Annotated in this window: 21 protein-coding genes; 17 read left to right on the forward strand and 4 right to left on the reverse strand. The window is 54.5% G+C overall.

The window, feature by feature from the left end:
- The first annotated feature begins 221 nt into the window (after positions 1 to 221).
- The 15 genes from ACOMDU_RS08180 (at position 222) to ACOMDU_RS08250 (ending at position 13,291) form a co-directional block, all read left to right on the forward strand.
- Entirely contained in the window at positions 222 to 1,196 is a 975-nt protein-coding gene (locus tag ACOMDU_RS08180) for an ABC transporter substrate-binding protein (RefSeq protein WP_421129895.1), read from the forward strand.
- Positions 1,189 to 2,241, forward strand: a complete 1,053-nt coding sequence (locus tag ACOMDU_RS08185) for a FecCD family ABC transporter permease (RefSeq protein ID WP_421129896.1) — start codon at positions 1,189 to 1,191, stop codon at positions 2,239 to 2,241. The genes ACOMDU_RS08180 and ACOMDU_RS08185 overlap by 8 nt, the downstream gene beginning before the upstream one ends.
- On the forward strand, positions 2,238 to 3,236 hold the full coding sequence (locus ACOMDU_RS08190) for a FecCD family ABC transporter permease (protein WP_421129897.1): 999 nt from the start codon (positions 2,238 to 2,240) through the stop codon (positions 3,234 to 3,236). The genes ACOMDU_RS08185 and ACOMDU_RS08190 overlap by 4 nt, the downstream gene beginning before the upstream one ends.
- A 12-nt stretch (positions 3,237 to 3,248) precedes the next feature.
- Positions 3,249 to 4,067: an ABC transporter ATP-binding protein gene (locus ACOMDU_RS08195; protein WP_421129898.1), complete on the forward strand. Its 819-nt coding sequence runs from the start codon at positions 3,249 to 3,251 to the stop codon at positions 4,065 to 4,067.
- Entirely contained in the window at positions 4,064 to 4,420 is a 357-nt protein-coding gene (locus tag ACOMDU_RS08200; RefSeq protein ID WP_421129899.1) for an FMN-binding protein, read from the forward strand. Before ACOMDU_RS08195 ends, ACOMDU_RS08200 begins: the two co-directional genes overlap by 4 nt.
- A gap of 300 nt (positions 4,421 to 4,720) precedes the next feature.
- Positions 4,721 to 5,335, forward strand: coding sequence for a TetR/AcrR family transcriptional regulator (locus ACOMDU_RS08205; RefSeq protein WP_421129900.1), 615 nt, complete (start codon positions 4,721 to 4,723; stop codon positions 5,333 to 5,335).
- Between the two features lie 90 nt (positions 5,336 to 5,425).
- Positions 5,426 to 7,216: an ABC transporter ATP-binding protein gene (locus ACOMDU_RS08210; RefSeq protein ID WP_421129901.1), complete on the forward strand. Its 1,791-nt coding sequence runs from the start codon at positions 5,426 to 5,428 to the stop codon at positions 7,214 to 7,216.
- Positions 7,213 to 8,955: an ABC transporter ATP-binding protein gene (locus tag ACOMDU_RS08215; protein WP_421129902.1), complete on the forward strand. Its 1,743-nt coding sequence runs from the start codon at positions 7,213 to 7,215 to the stop codon at positions 8,953 to 8,955. Before ACOMDU_RS08210 ends, ACOMDU_RS08215 begins: the two co-directional genes overlap by 4 nt.
- A gap of 70 nt (positions 8,956 to 9,025) precedes the next feature.
- Positions 9,026 to 9,628, forward strand: a complete 603-nt coding sequence (locus tag ACOMDU_RS08220; protein WP_421129903.1) for an MptD family putative ECF transporter S component — start codon at positions 9,026 to 9,028, stop codon at positions 9,626 to 9,628.
- The gene (locus tag ACOMDU_RS08225; protein WP_421129904.1) at positions 9,625 to 10,323 is read left to right on the forward strand and encodes an energy-coupling factor transporter transmembrane component T family protein; all 699 of its coding nucleotides are present in this window, start codon (positions 9,625 to 9,627) and stop codon (positions 10,321 to 10,323) included. The genes ACOMDU_RS08220 and ACOMDU_RS08225 overlap by 4 nt, the downstream gene beginning before the upstream one ends.
- Entirely contained in the window at positions 10,320 to 11,726 is a 1,407-nt protein-coding gene (locus tag ACOMDU_RS08230) for an ABC transporter ATP-binding protein (protein ID WP_421129905.1), read from the forward strand. Before ACOMDU_RS08225 ends, ACOMDU_RS08230 begins: the two co-directional genes overlap by 4 nt.
- A 121-nt stretch (positions 11,727 to 11,847) precedes the next feature.
- Positions 11,848 to 12,225: a helix-turn-helix domain-containing protein gene (locus tag ACOMDU_RS08235; RefSeq protein ID WP_421129906.1), complete on the forward strand. Its 378-nt coding sequence runs from the start codon at positions 11,848 to 11,850 to the stop codon at positions 12,223 to 12,225.
- Between the two features lie 24 nt (positions 12,226 to 12,249).
- A complete protein-coding gene (locus ACOMDU_RS08240) occupies positions 12,250 to 12,627 on the forward strand; it encodes a DUF3139 domain-containing protein (protein WP_207732053.1) in 378 nt (125 codons plus the stop codon).
- 17 nt (positions 12,628 to 12,644) lie between these two features.
- A complete protein-coding gene (locus ACOMDU_RS08245; protein ID WP_421129907.1) occupies positions 12,645 to 12,815 on the forward strand; it encodes a hypothetical protein in 171 nt (56 codons plus the stop codon).
- Positions 12,816 to 12,850: 35 nt separating this feature from the next.
- Positions 12,851 to 13,291 carry a hypothetical protein gene (locus ACOMDU_RS08250; RefSeq protein ID WP_421129908.1) on the forward strand — a complete coding sequence of 147 codons (441 nt, stop codon included), beginning with the start codon at positions 12,851 to 12,853 and terminating at the stop codon, positions 13,289 to 13,291.
- Between the two features lie 299 nt (positions 13,292 to 13,590).
- Here ACOMDU_RS08250 and ACOMDU_RS08255 read toward each other — a convergent pair whose 3' ends face one another.
- Both ACOMDU_RS08255 and ACOMDU_RS08260 read right to left on the reverse strand, forming a co-directional pair.
- Entirely contained in the window at positions 13,591 to 14,142 is a 552-nt protein-coding gene (locus tag ACOMDU_RS08255) for a hypothetical protein (RefSeq protein ID WP_421129909.1), read from the reverse strand.
- Positions 14,143 to 14,195: 53 nt separating this feature from the next.
- The gene (locus ACOMDU_RS08260) at positions 14,196 to 15,029 is read right to left on the reverse strand and encodes a DegV family protein (RefSeq protein WP_421129910.1); all 834 of its coding nucleotides are present in this window, start codon (positions 15,027 to 15,029) and stop codon (positions 14,196 to 14,198) included.
- A 181-nt stretch (positions 15,030 to 15,210) separates the two neighbouring features.
- On the opposite strand from ACOMDU_RS08260, the gene ACOMDU_RS08265 reads away from it, so the two are divergent.
- The gene (locus ACOMDU_RS08265; protein ID WP_421129911.1) at positions 15,211 to 15,729 is read left to right on the forward strand and encodes a DUF1836 domain-containing protein; all 519 of its coding nucleotides are present in this window, start codon (positions 15,211 to 15,213) and stop codon (positions 15,727 to 15,729) included.
- 248 nt (positions 15,730 to 15,977) lie between these two features.
- Positions 15,978 to 17,162: a M50 family metallopeptidase gene (locus tag ACOMDU_RS08270; protein WP_421129912.1), complete on the forward strand. Its 1,185-nt coding sequence runs from the start codon at positions 15,978 to 15,980 to the stop codon at positions 17,160 to 17,162.
- Positions 17,163 to 17,340: 178 nt separating this feature from the next.
- On the opposite strand, the gene msrB is transcribed toward ACOMDU_RS08270, so the two are convergent.
- Together msrB and ACOMDU_RS08280 are read right to left on the reverse strand one after the other, a co-directional pair.
- Positions 17,341 to 18,459, reverse strand: a complete 1,119-nt coding sequence (msrB, locus tag ACOMDU_RS08275; protein ID WP_421129913.1) for a peptide-methionine (R)-S-oxide reductase MsrB — start codon at positions 18,457 to 18,459, stop codon at positions 17,341 to 17,343.
- 30 nt (positions 18,460 to 18,489) lie between these two features.
- Positions 18,490 to 18,723, reverse strand: coding sequence for a hypothetical protein (locus ACOMDU_RS08280; protein ID WP_421129914.1), 234 nt, complete (start codon positions 18,721 to 18,723; stop codon positions 18,490 to 18,492).
- Positions 18,724 to 18,728: the final 5 nt, after the last annotated feature.

The raw sequence follows: 18,728 nt of genomic DNA on the forward strand, positions 1-18,728 counted from the left end.
TTTATGAATTATTCTATTACTGCACTGAGCATCATGGCGCTTTAGGGGAAAGACATGGCGTTTTCGGGGGGATTTTTCCTTTCGCCGACTGTATAATGGTAGACGGTTAGAAAAGGTTAACCCCACACGGTTAAAAGACTCAGCTGTTCTGTTATTTCGCTATGCGCGCCCGTTGGTTAGCTTGCTCTAACTAAAGATTTATTACTCAGGAGGTCATCAGAATGAAAAAATTCGCAATGCTCATGTTGTGCCTTGTGCTTGTGTTTGCTCTTGCAGCCTGTGCTGGAACGGATACCACGCCGCAGGGATCGGTTTCGGATACCGTCACGGTAACGGATATGAAGGGCGAGGTTGCCATCCCGGCAAATCCACAGCGCATCGTTGATGTAGCTGGCTTGACAGAGGAACTTCTTATTCTGGATATGAAGGTTATCGCCTCGGCTAATACCAGCATGTTCGATGGGGTGTCTGTCCCCAAACATCTGACAACGCTTTTTGCCGAAAGAGGTATTGAGGTTGTCGGCAATTACTCCGGGTCTTCTTCTACCGGAGACCTGAATCTCGAAAAGATTGCGGAGTTAAAGCCCGATCTGATCATTATGAATATTCGCCATGAGGAGGTTTATGAACAACTCGCAGCTATTGCTCCCACGGTCATGATCGACGATGACATAAGCTATGTTAACTGGCGTGGAAGATTTCAGCAGCTGGGACAGTGGTTTGATAAAGAAGCAGCCGTAGAAAAATGGCTTGCCGACTACGACGCCAAAGCTGCGGAGCTTGCGGCGAGAATCAGGGATATGATTGGGGACGAAACCTTTGCTGTATTGGAGGCCAATTCCGTTCATTTTGGTTCCTATTACATCTATCGCAGCGGCGGGCCGGGTGAGCTTGTCTACGATGAGCTGAAACTCACACCATCAGCCGGTGTACCGGAGAATGTCTGGGGTGAAGTGGTCGATGCGGAATACTTTTCCCTGATCGATGCAGATCACATCTTCTTTTTTAGCGACGACGGCAAAGCTGGAGACACGGGGAACCTTGCCGTGTGGAAGAATATGAAAGCGGTCAAAGCCGGCAACGTTTACTTTGGTATCAATGAGGATCAGTATAATATGGCTTTTACGGCGATGGGAAAGGAACTCTATTTGGAAAAACTCGCAAACGCGATTCTGAACCATGGGGACGTTGAGTAAGGAAACAGGCGCGGTTGCAGGAATATCGCAGAGACAAGAGAGATACAAACGCTCCGCGCCGGCTTTTCTGATTATTCTTGCCGCATTGGTGCTGATGCTTGGGTTCTCAATGGTTCTCTCCGTCTGCTCCGGCATTGCCGGCGGTGGCTTCAAGGTCTTTGCGGAAACGGTTATGTCCCCCGCTAAGGCTTCCGGCGTTGGAATGATTATGTTGGAAATGCGTATGCCCAGGGCGCTGGCTGCCGGGCTGACAGGAATGGCCTTCGCTCTCTCCGGCGCTGTGATGCAGGGAATTACCAGAAACCCCCTGTCAGACGCCGGTCTTCTGGGGATCAATGCGGGAGCCAGTTTTTTTGTTGTACTGTCCGCAATTCTGTTTCCCGCCGCACCAGACATCGTGAAAACATGCGCCGCCTTTGCCGGAGCCGCTCTTGCGGTATTCATGGTCTACGGTTTCGGCGCTGGCAAACATAGGTCCGAATCTTTCCGGTTCATTCTGGCAGGTGCTGCTGTATCAGCTCTGCTTACCGCGTTGAGTCAGGCGGTTTCTCTGGCGTTTGGAATCGTGAAATCCCTTTCTTTCTGGAGTGCGGGCAGTTTGTCCGGTGTGACATGGCAAAGCTTGAAAATGCTATCCCCGGTGATTCTCTCAGCCGGTGCGCTTGGTTTGCTTTTATCGAGCCGGCTATCAGCTCTGGCACTGGGAGAAGATAGCGCCGCCAGCTTGGGTGTAAATGTCCGCACAGTCAGGCTTTTCGGTATGCTTGTGGTGTTGCTGCTTGCGGGAGCCAGTGTATCGCTCGTGGGAGGCATCGCATTTATCGGTCTTATCGTACCGCATATATCCCGACTTCTTGTGGGCGGTGATTACCGCAGGCTGGTTCCCGTGTCTGCGCTCATGGGCGGCGTTGTGCTGGTGCTGTCGGATATTGCGGCACGCATGATAAACGCCCCTTTTGATACGCCTGTCGGCGCACTGGTATCCATCCTCGGCGTGCCCGTCTTTTTTGCGCTTACTTTCAGGAAGGAGGGCATGGTCTTATGAAAAAGAAAACCAGGCAGCTCCTTATCCTCAACGGTCTTCTTATCCTGATTGTAGCTACGGCTATCTTATCCGTTAACAGTGGTTACGCAAGAATTCCCTTCTCGACTGCGGTTCACAGCATATTCCAACCGCATATGGAGGGAACCTCCGTAGTCGTAGCGCAGTTTCGCGTTCCGAGGATCGTCCTCGCCGTTCTATGTGGGATGGGTCTGGCACTTGCCGGATGCGTTATGCAGACTGTCACGGGGAATCCGCTGGCCGATCCGGGGATATTGGGCATAAACGCAGGTGCGGGATTTGCCGTTATGCTGTTCCTGACATTTTTCCCTGCGCTGCATATACGTACCATGGCATACCAGCCGATATTTGCCATAGCGGGCGGGCTTTGCACAACGGGACTGCTGTATCTTTTTGCAAAGAGGAACGGAAAACTCCTCCCAATATATTTTCTGTTGGGCGGCATCGGTCTTGCGTCCCTATTTTCTTCTTTTATGCTGATCATGGCCGCGAACATGGACAACAGCAGCTATCAGCTCGTGGCAAGATGGCTGGCAGGAAATATTTGGGGAACGAGCTGGCATCAGGTTCTTGCCCTGTTGCCCTATATGCTCATACTGGTTCCTTTTCTTCTTACAAAGACGAACATACTGGATATTCTGCTCTTAGGAGAGAATACTGCCATTTCTCTGGGGGCAGCCGTAGAGAGGGAGTTGAGACTGCTCCTGATTGCATCGGTGGCTCTTACCTCTGCCTGCGTTGCCGTCAGTGGAGGGATCGGTTTTGTGGGACTGGTAGCGCCGCATATGGCACGAAGGTTAATCGGAGGCAGACACCACGCCCTTATGCCTGCCTCCATGCTGCTGGGGGCGCTGCTGTTGCTTTTGGCAGACACGTTGGGACGGTCTGCCTTTCAGCCGAGGGAGATCCCGGTTGGTATCGTGATCTCCGTGCTTTCGGCTCCGTATTTTCTGTTCCTGCTCCGCAGGTATTTTTAAGGGAGGATGTCTATGCTTTCACATATGCAGGCAAAGGGTTTGTCTGCCGGATATAACGGGGAGGCCGTCTTCAGGGGGCTTGACTTAAAAATCCCTGAAGGCAGCATAACCACCTTGATAGGCTCCAACGGCTCTGGGAAATCCACCATACTGAAGACACTGTGCCGGATCATTTCCCCGGATTCCGGCGCAGTATACCTTGATGGCGAAGCGATCCACAGAATGCCGACAAAGCGTGTTGCCCAGAGGCTTGCGCTGCTGCCGCAGGGAGCGCAAGCCCCTGCCGGCATCACAGTCGGCGATCTGGTGGAATACGGGCGTTTTCCTTACAGGTCGGCGCTAAGCGGTCTCGGCGAAAAGGATCGGGAGATCATCCAGTGGGCTCTTGCCAGTACAGGCATGGGTCCCCTTGAACACAGAGAAATGGAGAGGCTTTCGGGAGGTCAACAACAGCGGGCATGGATCGCCATGGCGTTGGCGCAGAAAACCGGATTGCTGTTTCTGGATGAACCCACGACCTATTTGGACATCTCGCACCAACTGGATATATTGTACCTTCTGCGCCGCCTCAACCGGGAAAATGGTGTTACCATCGTAATGGTTCTTCATGATTTAAATCATGCCATCATGTTTTCCGACTATTTGGTGGCGATCAAAGACGGGATGCTGCACAGCGCCGGTACGCCGCAAGAGGTTATTACCCGGCAGGCGTTACGGGAAATCTTTGATGTAGAAGCGGAGGTCATTACACATCCGGTATTAAACGTTCCGGTATGCCTCCCCTTCAGGATAACGGAGCAGAACAAAAAAACAGGAGGTTCGAACACATGAAAAAAGGTGTGCAATCAGTGCTGTTCTCCGTGCTGGTGGGTGCGCTGCTGCTGTGCGCCGGATGCGGCAAATCGGGAGACATCTACACGGCGGGCGTTTATACGGCTTCCGCTGAAGGTTATTCCGGTCCGATTACCGTAGAGGTAGAGTTTGACGGGAGCAGCATATTGTCTGTACATGTCCTATCTCACAGCGAAACAGTAAAGATCTCAGACCGCGCAATAGATGAGATCCCTTCCCAAATCGTGGAGGCGCAGACCTGGGATGTGGATGCCGTTTCATCTGCAACATTTACCAGCGATGCCATTCGTGAAGCGGTCAGAGATTGCCTCGCGCAGGCGGCACTCCGATGAACCATTTGCGTTGCAAAGGGTATTTTGCGGTGATAGAATGGGTGAGATGAAGGGCAAGTCAAAAAATCAGCCATTGCTGCTATTTTAAGTGCTTTTCCAGCGAAGTGCCGCAGGCATTTCGCTGGAGATTCCATATATGGCTGTATGAACTCCCTTCCATGCACAAAAGAATATCGCGAATCCTCCAGGCAAGGGTATATGTGTTTCGTATAAAATGTGTCACTCCCATTGACAAACCAAATCTACGCGGTTATAATATACCAGCGGTATGTACTGCTGGTATATCAGGAGGCGTAGGAGATGGAACGAACGGAAACCCAGAGGAGGATCCTCGAAGTTGGGAAAAAAGAATTTCTGGAAAAAGGTTTTAAGGACGCATCTCTGAATAAAATCGTCGCGGAGGCAGGCTTCACGAAGGGTGCCTTCTACGGCTACTACCCGGATAAGACCGCTCTGTTTGAAGACCTTGTGGGCGAGACCGCAAGCGAGCTGCTTACCCGCTTCAAGGCGGCACAGGACACTTATTTCGATCTCGTGCCAGAGGGAAAAACAAAAGACAGCCTTGCACTTTCCACCCAGCACCTGCATGAGTTTGTTGCGTTCATGTACGATCATTTCGACGAATTCAAGTTGATCCTCTGCCGATCGGAGGGAACGGGCTACGCGGATTTCATCGAGGTGCTGGTGGAGCTGGAGGTCGATCGATCCGAAGAATACTACGCCCTCCTCAGAAAAAACGGTATGCTCTCCGGGAGCATGACCCGTCAGCTTCATCACATGATCACAAGGGCCTACTTTACGGCGGTGTGCGAAACCATCGTCCACGATATGCCGAGAGAGGAAGCCATGAAATACGTCGATGAACTGGCTATCTTTTTCCACTCCGGCTGGAGCGGACTTTTAAGGCTCGAATGAGCCTTAAAAAATAACTGTCGGTTAGTCATCTCTAACCAGCGCGGCGCATCCTCCAACAAACCTATATATTTTAAGAAAGGAACACGGAATATGAGCAAACAGAAAAAAGAAAAGCAGCCGCCGGTGCTGGGCAGGCTGCTGGCATATGCCGGAGGGCATAAGTGGCTGTCCGTCTTGGGCTGCGGGCTGTCCGGCGTTTCGGCGGCGGCCGGCATTTTCCCGTTCGTCTTTGTCTGGTACGCGGCCAGAGGCATTTTAACGCCGGGAGGCGGTGTTCCGGCAGGGCTTGCCCGCTACGGCTGGTACGCGCTGGCGGCGGCGCTTCTGAGCGCGGCGATCTATTTCGCCGGCCTCATGTGTACGCACCTTGCGGCCTTCCGGGTGGCGACGAATATGCGAAAGGCGGCGGTCGCCCATCTCATTGACCTGCCGCTGGGGTACTTTAACGCCAACCTTACGGGGCGGCTGCGCAAGCAGATCGACGACAACGCGGCGCTGACCGAAACCCTCCTTGCCCACACCATCCCCGACGCGGTGGGTGGGATCGTAACGCCGATACTGGCGGTGGGACTGCTCTTCGTCTTTGACTGGCGCATGGGGCTTGCCTGCCTGATCCCCATGATCATCGGGCTTATCTGCCTGATGAGCATGATGACCGGGACGGGCATGAAGTTCTTTGAGGAATACCAGCGGGCAGGAGAGCGCATTTCCGCCGAGGCCACAGAGTATGTCCGGGGTATCCCGGTGGTGAAGGTATTCCAGCAGACAGTTTACTCCTTCAAGAGCTTTCATGCCGCCATCCTCAGCTACCGCGACCTTGCCAGCGGCTACGCCATGATGTGCCGTATGCCCTACACCCTGTTTACGGTGGTTCTGAACAGCATGTTCCTGCTTCTCATACCCTTGGGGATGGTTCTCGTAGGCGCGGCAGACGGCTGGGCGGTGCTGGCCGACCTGGTGTTTTACATTTTCTTCGCGCCCCAGCTTGCCTTTATGATGGAGCGGCTGATGTACGCGGTCAACGCACAGATGGAGGCCGCCGAGGCAGTGAACAAGCTGGAGGCGATATTGAAGGAGTCGCCCCTTCCCGAGCCTGCGGCGGACAGCGGAAGCAAGCCCGCGGACAGCAGCATTTCCTTTGAAAATGTCACCTTTTCCTATGACGGCGCGGACAGGCCCGCGCTGACGAATGTGAGCTTCCATCTGCCGCAGGGGGCGGCGTGGGCGCTGGTGGGTCCCTCCGGCGGCGGCAAGACCACCATCGCCCGGCTGATCCCGCGCTTTTTCGATGTGCAGGCAGGGGCGGTGCTCCTGGGCGGACGGGATGTGCGAAGCATCCCCACGGCGGAGCTGATGGAGCAGATATCCTTCGTCTTTCAGGAGGTGCGCCTGTTTAAGAAGAGCATCCGAGACAATATCCGCGCCGCTCGGCCGGACGCCACCGAGGCGGAGATATTACACGCGGCGCAGCTTGCCCAGTGCGGCGACATTCTGGAAAAGACGCCGGGCGGGCTGGACGCCGTGATCGGCGCCAAGGGTGTGTACCTCTCCGGCGGTGAGATGCAGCGCATCGCGCTGGCCCGGGCGATCTTAAAGGACGCGCCCATTGTGGTGCTGGATGAGGCCAGCTCCTTTGCAGACCCGGAGAACGAGGCGAAGATACAAAAGGCCTTCGAGGCGCTGATGAAGGGCAAGACCGTGCTGATGATCGCCCACCGCCTGTCCACGGTGCGGAACATGGACCGCATCCTCGTCATCCGGGACGGCGGGATCGCCGAGGAAGGAAAGCACGATGAGCTTCTCGAAAAGGGCGGCGTATATGCCGCCATGTGGGAGGAATACCAAAAGGCCGCGCAGTGGAAGGTGGGAGGTGCCGCATGATCGAACGCATCCGCAAAAAATACGCCATGACGGAGAAGGGCGCAAAAGACTATGTGGCCGCCGTGTTCTGGTCCGTACTGGTCAACATCAGCAAAATGCTGCCCGTAGGCGTGCTGGCCACGGCACTCTCCGGCATCGTAGAGGCGCTGACAAACGGCACCGACCCAAGGGCGGGGCTTACGCGCTTTCTGGCCGCGGGCGTCCTTGCCCTCGCCGCGCTCTTTGTGACCTTCCTGATCCAATACAAAGCCTTATACGAAGCCACCTACCGGGAGAGTGCCAACCGCCGCATCCGGCTGGCGGAGGTACTGCGCCAGCTCCCGCTGTCCTTCTTCGGAAACCGGGACCTGACCGACCTGACAACCACCATCATGGGGGATACGGAGACGCTGGAAAAGGCCTTCTCCCACTTTTACCCCGCCATGCACGGCGCGCTCATCTCCACGGCGCTGATTTCCGCAGGCATGCTGCTTTACGACTGGCGGATGGCACTGGCTCTTTTGTGGGTGGTGCCTGCGTCGCTGCTGATGGTCTATCTCTCCCGGCGCATGGAAAAGCGGCATATAAAGAAGGGGCTTGTCACCCGTCGCGCGGCCACTGACGCCATGCAGGAGGTGCTGGAGTGCGCGCCGGAGATCAAGGCGTGTAACCAAAAGGCGCGGTATATCGCCGACCTGAACCGCAGGCTGGATGAGGCGGAGCAGGACACCATCCGGGGCGAGCTGTTCACAGGCTCCGTAGTCACGGCGGCGCAGTCCTTCCTGAAGCTGGGCATCGCCACCACCGTCCTCACGGGGGTGCTGCTCATGAGCCGCGGCGACCTGGCGCTGATCCCGTTTCTGATGTTCCTTATCGCCGCCACTCGGGTATATGACCCCATCGGCTCCATGTTTGCCAACATGGCCGCGGTTTTCGCCTGCGAGGTGCGCATCGAGCGTATGCAGGAGATCGAGAACGAAAAGCGCATGACCGGCCTGACCGAATATGATCCCGATGGCTACGACATCCGCTTTGAGCATGTGACCTTTGCCTACCGGGAAAAAGAGGATGTGCTAAGGGACGTCTCCTTTACGGCGAAGCAAGGGCAGGTGACGGCGCTGGTGGGACCCTCCGGCGGCGGAAAGTCCACGGCGGCCAAGCTGGCAGCCCGCTTCTGGGACCCGACGGAGGGAACGGTGCAACTGGGCGGCGTGGACGTGTCCACGGTGGACGGCGAGGCGCTGCTGAAAAACTACGCCATCGTATTTCAGGATGTGGTACTGTTTGCGGATACCGTGATGGAAAACATCCGCCTCGGCAAGCGGGACGCCACCGACGAGGAGGTGCTGGCGGCGGCGAAGGCGGCGCAGTGCGACGCCTTCGTATCCAGGCTGCCGGAGGGCTACCATACCCTGATCGGGGAAAACGGCTCCCGACTCTCCGGCGGTGAGCGGCAGCGCATCTCCATTGCCCGCGCCATCTTGAAGGACGCGCCGGTGATTTTGCTGGACGAGGCCACGGCCTCACTGGACGTGGAAAATGAAACGGCGGTGCAGGCGGCATTGTCCGGATTGATCAAGGATAAGACGGTGCTCATCATCGCGCACCGCATGCGTACCGTCATGAACGCCGATCAGATCGTCCTGCTCTCCGGCGGCCGCGTGGTTGAGATGGGTTCTCCGGCGGAGCTGCTGAAAAAGAACGGCCTGTTCCGCCACATGGCGCAGCTCCAGAGCGAGAGCATGGAGTGGACGGCGTAGAACGCTGCGAGATAAACAGAATTCCGAGTACAATATTGGAAAACGAAGTATCGAAAACAAGGAGGCGTTTATGAAAGAAACGAATAAATGGTCTGTCAGGGATGTGATCACCACAGTGCTGCTTTCGGCGGTACTGATCGTGATCCAGCTCGTCGTCAATATGGTCTGCATGGCCAACGACTTTGTCAGCATGGTGCTGTCGGTGGGGATCACCATGTTCCTCTGCGCGCCGGTCTATATGCTCATGGTCAGCCGGATCGGCAAGCGTTTTGTGACGCTGATCTATATGACGATCCTCGGTGTGATTTTCCTGCTGATGGGCAACTGGTTCTTGCTTCCTTATTACGTTCTCGTGGGAATCCTCTGCGAGGCGATTCTCTGGAAGGAAGGCTCCTGCCAAAAACCGAAACGGCTGACTGCCACCTGGACGGCGGCGAGCCTGCTGTACAACGGGGTCAATCTGCTGCCCATCTGGTTCTTCTGGGACACCTACTACGATTTTGCGCTGGCAAGCGGCATGGAGCAGAGCTACATCGATTCCTATGTGCGTTACTACACCTCTCCCGGCTGGCTGGCCTTTATTCTGCTGTTCACGACGCTGATGGGCTTTTTAGGCTGCATGGTGGGCAGTCGGCTGATCCGCAGGCATTTTAAGAAGGCCGGCGTTCTATGAGAGCGGACGCATCCTTTGCGGTGCCGGTCAAGCTGTGGGCGCTGCTGTGCGTCTTTGCCGGAGTAACCATCGGCGGGAATGTGCTGCTCACCTGCATCCTGACCGGCGGCGCACTTCTTTATCTCGTTATGCAGCGGAGCTTCCGCCTTGCCGCGTCCTATGGCTGCTTTTATCTGTTGCTGGCGCTGCTGCTCTACGGCATCCGCTTCCACGGGCTGCACATGCCGGTCTTTTCGGAATTTTATGTTCTGATGTTCTGGAATCTGTCACCGATCTTTCTGGTGTCATGGGATCTGATCACCACGCCGCCGGGGATGCTCTCCGCGTTCTTATCCCGCCTCCGTATGCCCACCCCGTTCATTCTTGGGCTTCTTGTGGTCTTTCGCTTCTTCCCCACCATGCGGACGGAGCTGAAAGGCGTAGGCATGTCCATGAAAAACCGAGGGCTGACCGCAGCGGGACAGCTGCTCGCACATCCCGTGCAGAGCATGGAGTATGTGCTGGTTCCGTTTCTTCTTCGGGTATTGCAGCTCGCCGATCAGCTTTCCGTTTCCGCTGTTGCAAGGGGCGCGGAGCGTCCGGGCGTGCGCGGCAGCTATTATGAGCAAAAGGCCGGGGCGCGGGATCACATCGCGGCAGCCGCATGTGCGATAGTTACGGCTTCCTATTTGGTTTTGGAAAGGAGCATGGCATGATCGAGCTTATACGCGCTTCTTTTCAATACGAAAACTCAGACAGAGGCGTACAGGACATTTCCCTTTCGGTAAAAAGCGGCGAATGCGTCGTGCTGACGGGGCTTTCCGGCTGCGGCAAGACCACCGTGACAAGGCTTGCCAACGGGCTTGCGCCGTCCTATTACCCCGGAGACTTCAGCGGAAGCGTGAGGATAGACGGCAAGGACATATCAAGGCTTTCCACATGGGAGATCGGGCGTTTGGTGGGAAGCGTTTTTCAGGATCCCAAAAGCCAGTTCTTTTCCTCCGAGCTTGCCGGAGAGGTGGCCTTTCCCTGCGAGAATTACGGCCTGTCCACCCGGGAGATACGGGAGAGGACGGACGCCGCCATAGAGGCATTGAAGCTGTCTCATTTGAAAGACAGGGCAGTTGACGTCCTCTCAAGCGGAGAAAAGCAGCGGGCGGCCATTGCGTCCGTATATGCCATGAAGCCAAAGGTCTTTGTGTGCGACGAGCCGACGGCCAATCTCGATGCCGCCGGGACGAGGCAGCTTGCGCAGACCCTCCGGCAGCTCAAGGAGCAGGGTTTTACCCTGCTCATCGCGGAGCATCGGATCGACTGGCTGATGGGGATCGCAGACCGGTTTTTATATCTGCGAGACGGCAGAATAGCGGCCGAGTATACACCGGAGGATTTGCTCCTTCTGCCGGAAGCGGACATCTTAGGTATGGGTCTGCGCTCTCCGCGCGAGGGAAAGAGTCTTCCCGCTCCCTCCGTATTGGACGAAAGCCCTGCCGCCTTGAGGACAGCAGGGCTCTCGAAAAGAATACGCAAAGAAGTCATTTTCGATGATGTCTCCCTATCCTTTCCGGAGGGCAAAGTGACCGCCATAACGGGACAAAACGGCGCGGGGAAAACCACCCTTGCGCAGATCCTCTGCGGGCTGGCAAGGCAGACAAGGGGACATATCCTGATAGACGGGAAAAAAGCAAGAGCGGCCGTCCGGCGCAGGGAGATCTATTACTGCGGCAACGACACGTCAACGCAGTTCTTCACGGCAAGCGTGGCGGAGGAGCTGCTGCTGAATACCGAATTGACGGAAGAAAACAAAGACCGTGCCAGACATTTGCTGAAGGAGTTTGGGCTTTACGAGTACAGGGACGCGCATCCGTCCGCTCTGTCCGGCGGGCAGAAGCAGCGCCTTGCCATCGCCTGCGCCATCTTTTCCGGCCGCAGGATACTGATTCTCGATGAGCCCACCAGCGGCCTTGACGGGCAGAATATGCGCCTGATCGCAGAAAGGCTGAAAAGCGAAGCGCGGAACAGCAGAGCCATTCTCGTGATCACCCACGACAGGGAGCTGATCGAGAGCTGCTGCGATACCGTTGTGGAGGTCGGTACAAAGCCCAGCGAGGTACAGTGAACACCTTTTGCCATTGAGCCATCGCGGGTCAAATGCACGAATGTTACTTTGCGTTGCTTGCCACGACGGTGTTGTTACTGCTATACTGTGTGTGCAATCTTTGAGGGAAGGAGGGATTTCCATGTTTCAAGAAAACCTTCGACTGAAACGCAGGGAGCGAGGTCTTTCACAGGAGGAATTGGCATCACGTCTCCATGTCGTCCGGCAGACCATTTCAAAATGGGAGAAAGGTCAGTCGGTTCCCGATGCTGAGCAGTTGATAAAGCTGGCTGTCATTCTTGAAACGACTGTAAGCGAGCTTTTGGGCACCCAGGCGGAAGGCAAAGAGGAACCGAACCAGTTGGCGAAGGAGCTGTCCCGCATCAATACACAGCTTGCCATCAGAAACCATCGGACGCGGCGCGTGCTGAAAATCATCGCTGTTGCTCTGCTCGTGTTTGTGGCTTTGGTTTTTGCAATTATGGCGTTGAATTATGCGCCAATGCCGCAACTAAAATAACGCATTTTCAAAAGGAGTGCAGCTATGGGCAAGAAAAAGAGAATGGTGTTGTTGGTGTTAGGTATAATCATTCTTGGCATAGCTATATACCAATATCCATTACAAAAAGCATTTGCACAAAAAGCCTTCGAAACTTATATAGATAAACAAGGAATAGATCCTGACAATATCGCCATTAAAAAGCCGGTTAAAGACTGGAAGCAAGGAGGATATTTGATAGTTGTCACTTTTAATGATGATATAAACAACAAGTATTATTATCATTATGAGGTATGGACGCACAAAAAAGGTGAACCATTGCGTTTTAATAGAATGACATTGACTATTATTGACGAGAAAAACTCTGTTGTATTAGAATATCCTTATGATGGTAAGTGTAAGTACCCTCCTATTAAGGAGTGATACACAAGGAGTAAATCATGAAAAAGCTCATGAAACGGAGTCTTATTGCAAGGCTGCTTGCCACTGCCGCTGCGACCGGCCTAATTGCGCTATATTTTCTAAATGTCATAAGCACAGGTGCTTTTGTTCCGTTGATAGTAATCGTTTCTCTCCTCTTCTGGAGCTTTGGCGTGAAGAGAAAGTCATAAACCTCCAAACGGTTTTGTTGTTACAGGTTGTCGATATGAAAATGAAAAAACTGATATGCGTTATGGCTCTCGTGTGTACCGGAATTCTTCTGGTGTCGTGTGGGTCAAATCGCCTTGGTGATCCCAAGGCGCAGCTTATGCGGGACTTTGGCTTGCATATTGATAAGAAAGACTATGTGCTTGAGGAACTCTTCAATAACTACGAAGGGTTTCCTTATGAGGGAATCGCACTATATAAGCTGACCGTTGGGGAGGACGTTCGTCAGGCGTTCCTGCAATGGGAACGCTTTCCCCTCCCCGAAGCGGCTGAGAACTTTTTAGAGAGCCTTTCCGCCTATGTGGAGCTGCCCTTGATCGCGGACGGCTACTGGAAAATGGTAGATCGAAACCCGGGAACGAGCGCATACACAAATGTTTCCCTGTGCGTATATGATAGGGCGACGGGTGCCGCATACCTCTTGACAATGGATATCTAACGATAAGCGGCAACGACACGTAAACGCAGTTTTTACGGCAAGCGTGGCGGATGAGCTGCTGTGATACTGTGTGTGGAATCTTTAAGGTGGAAACAGATGAAAGATAAAATCGGCTAAACTCAGATACCGTCGTTATGCTTCGAACCGACCCGTATGAGATCCGGCCGATGCAAAATCCATATGATGCGGCGGTTGGGTGAGCCAAGGAAACAGGATCGGGAGTGATTACGAAGAAAATGCGCCGTGCCACATTGCAGTAGCGGTACGGCGCATTTTTTAGTTATCGGGTCACATGACTGTCATCCGAGTCCGTAGATCAGCAGTGAAATACCACAGGCGAGCAGACTGACTGCCGAGCCAATCAGGAGCTGCGGCGGGGTGTGGCGCGACAGCTTCAGAGAGGAACGGTAGACCGCTGCGATCAGCAGCACGGACGGTATAATAAAAAGCGGATGAAGCTTCCAGGTCAGCAGAAACGCAGGAGCCGTTGTGCTGCAGGCATGGCCGCTTGCGTGCAGCTTGAAAACGGTGTTGAGAATCAGCAGTGCTGCTATGGAAATGACATAGGAGAGGAAGAGAATGTGGACAAGCCAGGAGCACGGGGTCAGCATTGACCAGAGAAACCCGCATATGTATCCGATGGCACTGCATACCAGTGCCGTGCTGCGCTGTCCCTTTCTCCGATCCTTTCCAATGTGGAATATCTCCCGTATAGGATATGCAGCCATGGGAATGAGCAGCAAAAACAACTCGCACAGGAGCAGCTCCCGCAGTGTCAAAAGATTTGCCGGGACATACATCAGGAGCACTGTTATGCCAATGACGATGGGTGGCAGGGTCAGAATGCGCACGATAAGATGAAAGATTCCGGCGCCTCTTCCCTTTTCATTGGTTGCGCCTGCTTTCATGACTCAAAGCCCAGCATGATCCCGCCGCGCTCGGCGTAATAGCTGCACAGTCCCCGCAGCGGATAGCTTCGCACATCCGCCTCTGGAAACCGCTGCTGGATCTCGGTACAAAGCTCCAGCGCAAGCGCCGCATTCTGACAATGCCCGATCCGGATCTTCCCGCCCCTGTAGCCAAGATGCTCCATTTCGTCCAGCATAAACTGCCGTGTTTTCCGGGCTCCACGGCATTTCCCAAGCATCTCAAGCGTACCCTCGGCACTGGCCTGCCCGATGGCGCGGATTCCGAGGACGCTTGCCATCGTTGCGGCGAGCTTGCTGACACGGCCGTTCTGTGCAAGGTTGTGCATGGATTCCAATGCAAAAAGCAGGTGCGTATGCGCCTGATATGTATTCAAGGCTTCGCAGGCTTTATCAAAGTCCACATGAGAATGCAGCTCATATAAAGCCCTTTCAATGAGAAGGGCGATTTCAGGTCCGGCGGAAAGGGAGTCCACAACATAGATGCGCCGGGCCGGGTTGCGTTCCTCACAATTCTTCTTTGCCACGCAGGCAGCATTATAGCTGCCTGAAAGAGCGCTGGTAATGGTAAAGACAATCACATTGCCGCTCTCACCGAATGCGCTTTCCCAGTCTGCGATGTTCGGACACGCACTGTAGGAACGCCCTTTGGTGTCGCGGAGCGTGCTGACCATCGCGTCAACATCAAGATTGGCGTCATCGTAAAACTCCTCAGTGTCAGTGCGTATTGAGAGCGGAACACTGACGAAGTCTGCTCCATCCAGTGTGAGAAGGTCGCAGCTGGAGTCTGCGACGATACGAAACTGATTCATTGTGTGTCCTCCAAATAACAAGAAACATTTCAACCGACTTTGAAAGCCGACACCGAAATTCTATCAGGTTTTTATCATTCCGTCAACGGTTTTTAGAAAACCGATAAAAAGATTTTGTAAAACCATTGAAAGATTGATGAGAGCCGTGTATAATGGCCGCATGGAAAAGGGAGTGAATAATATGATAGAGGCTATTGAGGGCTTTCGCTTACCGCGGTATGCACAGATTCCGGATGTCGGGCTTTATTTGGAGCAGGTGGTACGCTATGTCAACACACACCTTGCGCCGTTGGGGGAACCGGAGCTGACAAGCTCCATGGTGAGCAATTACGTGAAGCAGGGGCTGATCTCCTCCCCTATAAAAAAGTCATACACAGCGGAGCACCTTGCGCGGCTCCTGTTTATCGCCGTAGTCAAGCCCGTTGTCCCGTTGGAAGGGCTTCGAATGATGTTCAGCATACAGGGGGACAACTATACCCTCCCGACCGCATATAACTATTTTTGTGACGAGTTTGAGAATATGCTCGGCGCAGCGTTCGGCTTAGCTCCCGCAAGAGAGGGCCTCGGCGAGACACAATCCGACGCAAAGGATCTTCTCCGCAACACGATCGTGGCCACCGTCAACAAGGTCTATCTGGATCGGTATCTAGAAGAATATCAAAAGCAGAGGGAAGAAGCCTCCGATGAACGGCAAGCATGATCGAGAATGTTTCGCTATCTCGTTCCACCAAAGGAGCTACACTCCCTTGCAACGTTTGCGTATCTATCCCTTGTGGACTTGCCGCTTACAAGCAGCATAAAATGCTATTCGTTGCCAGCAAGTTTGAAAGCAAAAAACAGGAAATTGCAACAGTTAGACTAACTTGGATTTGTCTTGCAGTAGCTGTCAATTTGTTTTCATAATTCCGGTATGATGGGAGATGCAGAAGAACCAATAATGGAGGTCTCATGACAAAAAAGAAGAAAGAGAAAACGGCACAGAACAAGGGACAATGGATTACTTACGTGGTTTACATGCTGCTTGGTGCTGCCTGCGGCATATTCGATCTGATGTATATGGATACGGCGGGCCAGTCTGAAAAAGGGCTTTTTTCGGAGATTATACCCCTTGCACTGATGCTTATCGGCACATACGCCGCCATACTGATTCAGCTCATTATCCATGAGGCAGGGCATTTGATCTTTGGCCTGATGACCGGCTACCGCTTCAGCTCCTTTCGGATCGCAAATCTGATGTGGGTAAAGCTCGACGGCCGCATACAATGCAGGAAGCTGCATATCGCCGGAACCGGCGGCCAATGCTTGATGATACCACCCGACTTGAAGGACGGGAAAATGCCGGTAATGCTGTATAACTTCGGCGGTGCGATCATAAACCTGGCCACAGCCGTGCTTTGTGTGGGACTGTCTTTCCTCTGCTCCGCCCGTTCGCTGGGCTGGACGATCCTGATGACCTTTGCGGTTATCGGGCTGGCCTTCGCCCTGATAAACGGTCTGCCCATCAAAATGGGGCCGGTAAACAATGATGGAAGGAACGCACTGGAGCTTTCCCGCAGTGAAGAGGCAACCTGGGCGTTCTGGATCCAGATGAAGGTAAATGAACAAATCGCAAAGGGACTTCGCTTAAAGGATATGCCCGATGAGTGGTTCAAAGTCCCCTCTGACGAGTTGATGAAAAACGGGATCGTAGCCACGACCGGCGTGCTGGCATGCAACCGTTTGATGGATCAGCAGCGGTTTGATGAAGCAGACACGCTGATGAAACGGCTTCTCGCCCAGCAAAATGGGATCATTGGCTTATATCGCAATCTGATGGTATGCGATCAGATGTATGTGGAAATGATCTCGGAAAACCGAAAGGAAATCCTGGACGAAATGCGGACAAGGGATCAGCTGAGGGTCATGAAGGCCATGAAAAAATACCCGTCGGTGCTGCGCACGGAATATGTGTATGCACTGCTGGTCGAACAAAACCCGAAGAAGGCTGAGAAGCTCATGGCGCAGTTTCGTCAATGCGCAAAATCCTATCCCTATCCCAGCGAGATCGAGGGTGAGCGGCAGCTGATGGTGCTTGCAGCTGCGAAAATGACAGCACAGCAGGAATATATCCGCGGAACGAAAGCAGGAAACTAATCGAGCCGCTTCCTACGTATCAACCCCCAAAAGCGCCTTCAGAGCAAAAGGATTTCATTACGAACAGCAGCTGACCCTCCGTATGTACTGAAGCATACGGAGGGTCAGCTGGCTTGTGTGGCCTGCTCAGTCGAGCGGGGGCTTTCTTTTCTGCTGCGTCAACGTATTCGTTTGCGGCTTATCCCTCAAACAAACTCAGGAGGTATCCGTAGCCCTCGGCCTCCATTTTCGCGTAAGGCACGAAGCGCAGGGCGGCACTGTTGATGCAGTAGCGCACGCCGTTGGGCGACTCCGGATCGCCGGTGAATACATGACCCAGATGGGAGTCACCGGCGCGGCTGCGCACCTCCGTACGGCGCATGCCGTGGCTCAAATCCTCCCGTTCCACCACAGCAGGACTCTCGATGGGCTTTGTAAAGGCAGGCCAGCCGCAGCCGCTTTCAAACTTATCCGTAGAGGAGAACAGCGGCTCGCCGGTGACGATGTCCACATAGATGCCCTTTTCAAAATTGTCCCAGAGCTCTCCGGTAAAGGCGCGCTCCGTGCCGCTCTCCTGTGTGACGCGGTACTGCTCCGCCGTCAGCGTGTCCCGGATGGTCTCCGCCGCAGGCTTCCGGTAGTCGCCCGGATCGATGCGCAGCCTGGAGAACAGCTCCATCTCCGCCCGGGGGATGTGGCAGTAGCCGTTGGGGTTCTTTTCTAAGTAGTTTTGGTGATATTCCTCGGCGGGATAGTAATTCCTCAGCGGGCCGAGTTCCACAAAGAATTTCTCGCTGCGGCCCCGCTCGATGTCCGCGATGCGCTCCACCGTTTCCCTGGCCTTGTCGTTGGTGTAGTACACGCCGGTCTGATACTGGCTGCCCCGGTCGTTGCCCTGCCGGTTTTGTACCGTGGGGTCGATCACATAGAAGTAAGCCAGCAGCAGCGCGTCGAGACTCACCTGCTCGGGGTCGTATTCCACCCGAACGGTCTCCCGAAAGCCGGTGTCGCCCTTGCAGACGGTCTGGTAGGTGGCGTCCGCCTCGCAGGTGCCGTTGGCATAGCCGCTCTGGGCGTCGATGACGCCGGGGATGGATTGCATGAGCTGCTCCATGCCCCAGAAGCAGCCGCCTGCCAGATAGATGACATTTTCCGTGGTGTCCATATACATACCCTCCTCGCCGGACATATCCGAGGACTGTCCGGCCATGTCCGTTCCCTGCGTGTCCTTTTCCCGCGGTATACGCTGCCGTTCTGCGGCGCAGCCGCTGAGCAGCAGTACCGCGATGAAAAGAAGGACCAATGCGCTTCGATACATGGCGTTTCCTCCTTTCGGGGGGAGCAAGGGTCACTCCGCCCCATCGCCGTCCTGCCCTTTGCTGCGGCCGGGTCGCAGGACGGTGTACAGCAGCGACCCAAGGACGCAGCCGAAGCCGGTGGAGAGCCACGGGCTGGACGTAATGGCGCAGGTGCCGGTGGCACAGCCCACATAGCGGTAATACAGCCATCCTCCGGCACTACCCACCAGGGGCAGGGCAATGACGCGCAGAATGCTCGTCAGCTTACAGTTCTTTTTCTTCATAATAG

The organism is Vescimonas sanitatis, assembly GCF_049060325.1.
GTDB classification, from domain to species: Bacteria; Bacillota; Clostridia; order Oscillospirales; family Oscillospiraceae; genus Vescimonas; species Vescimonas sanitatis.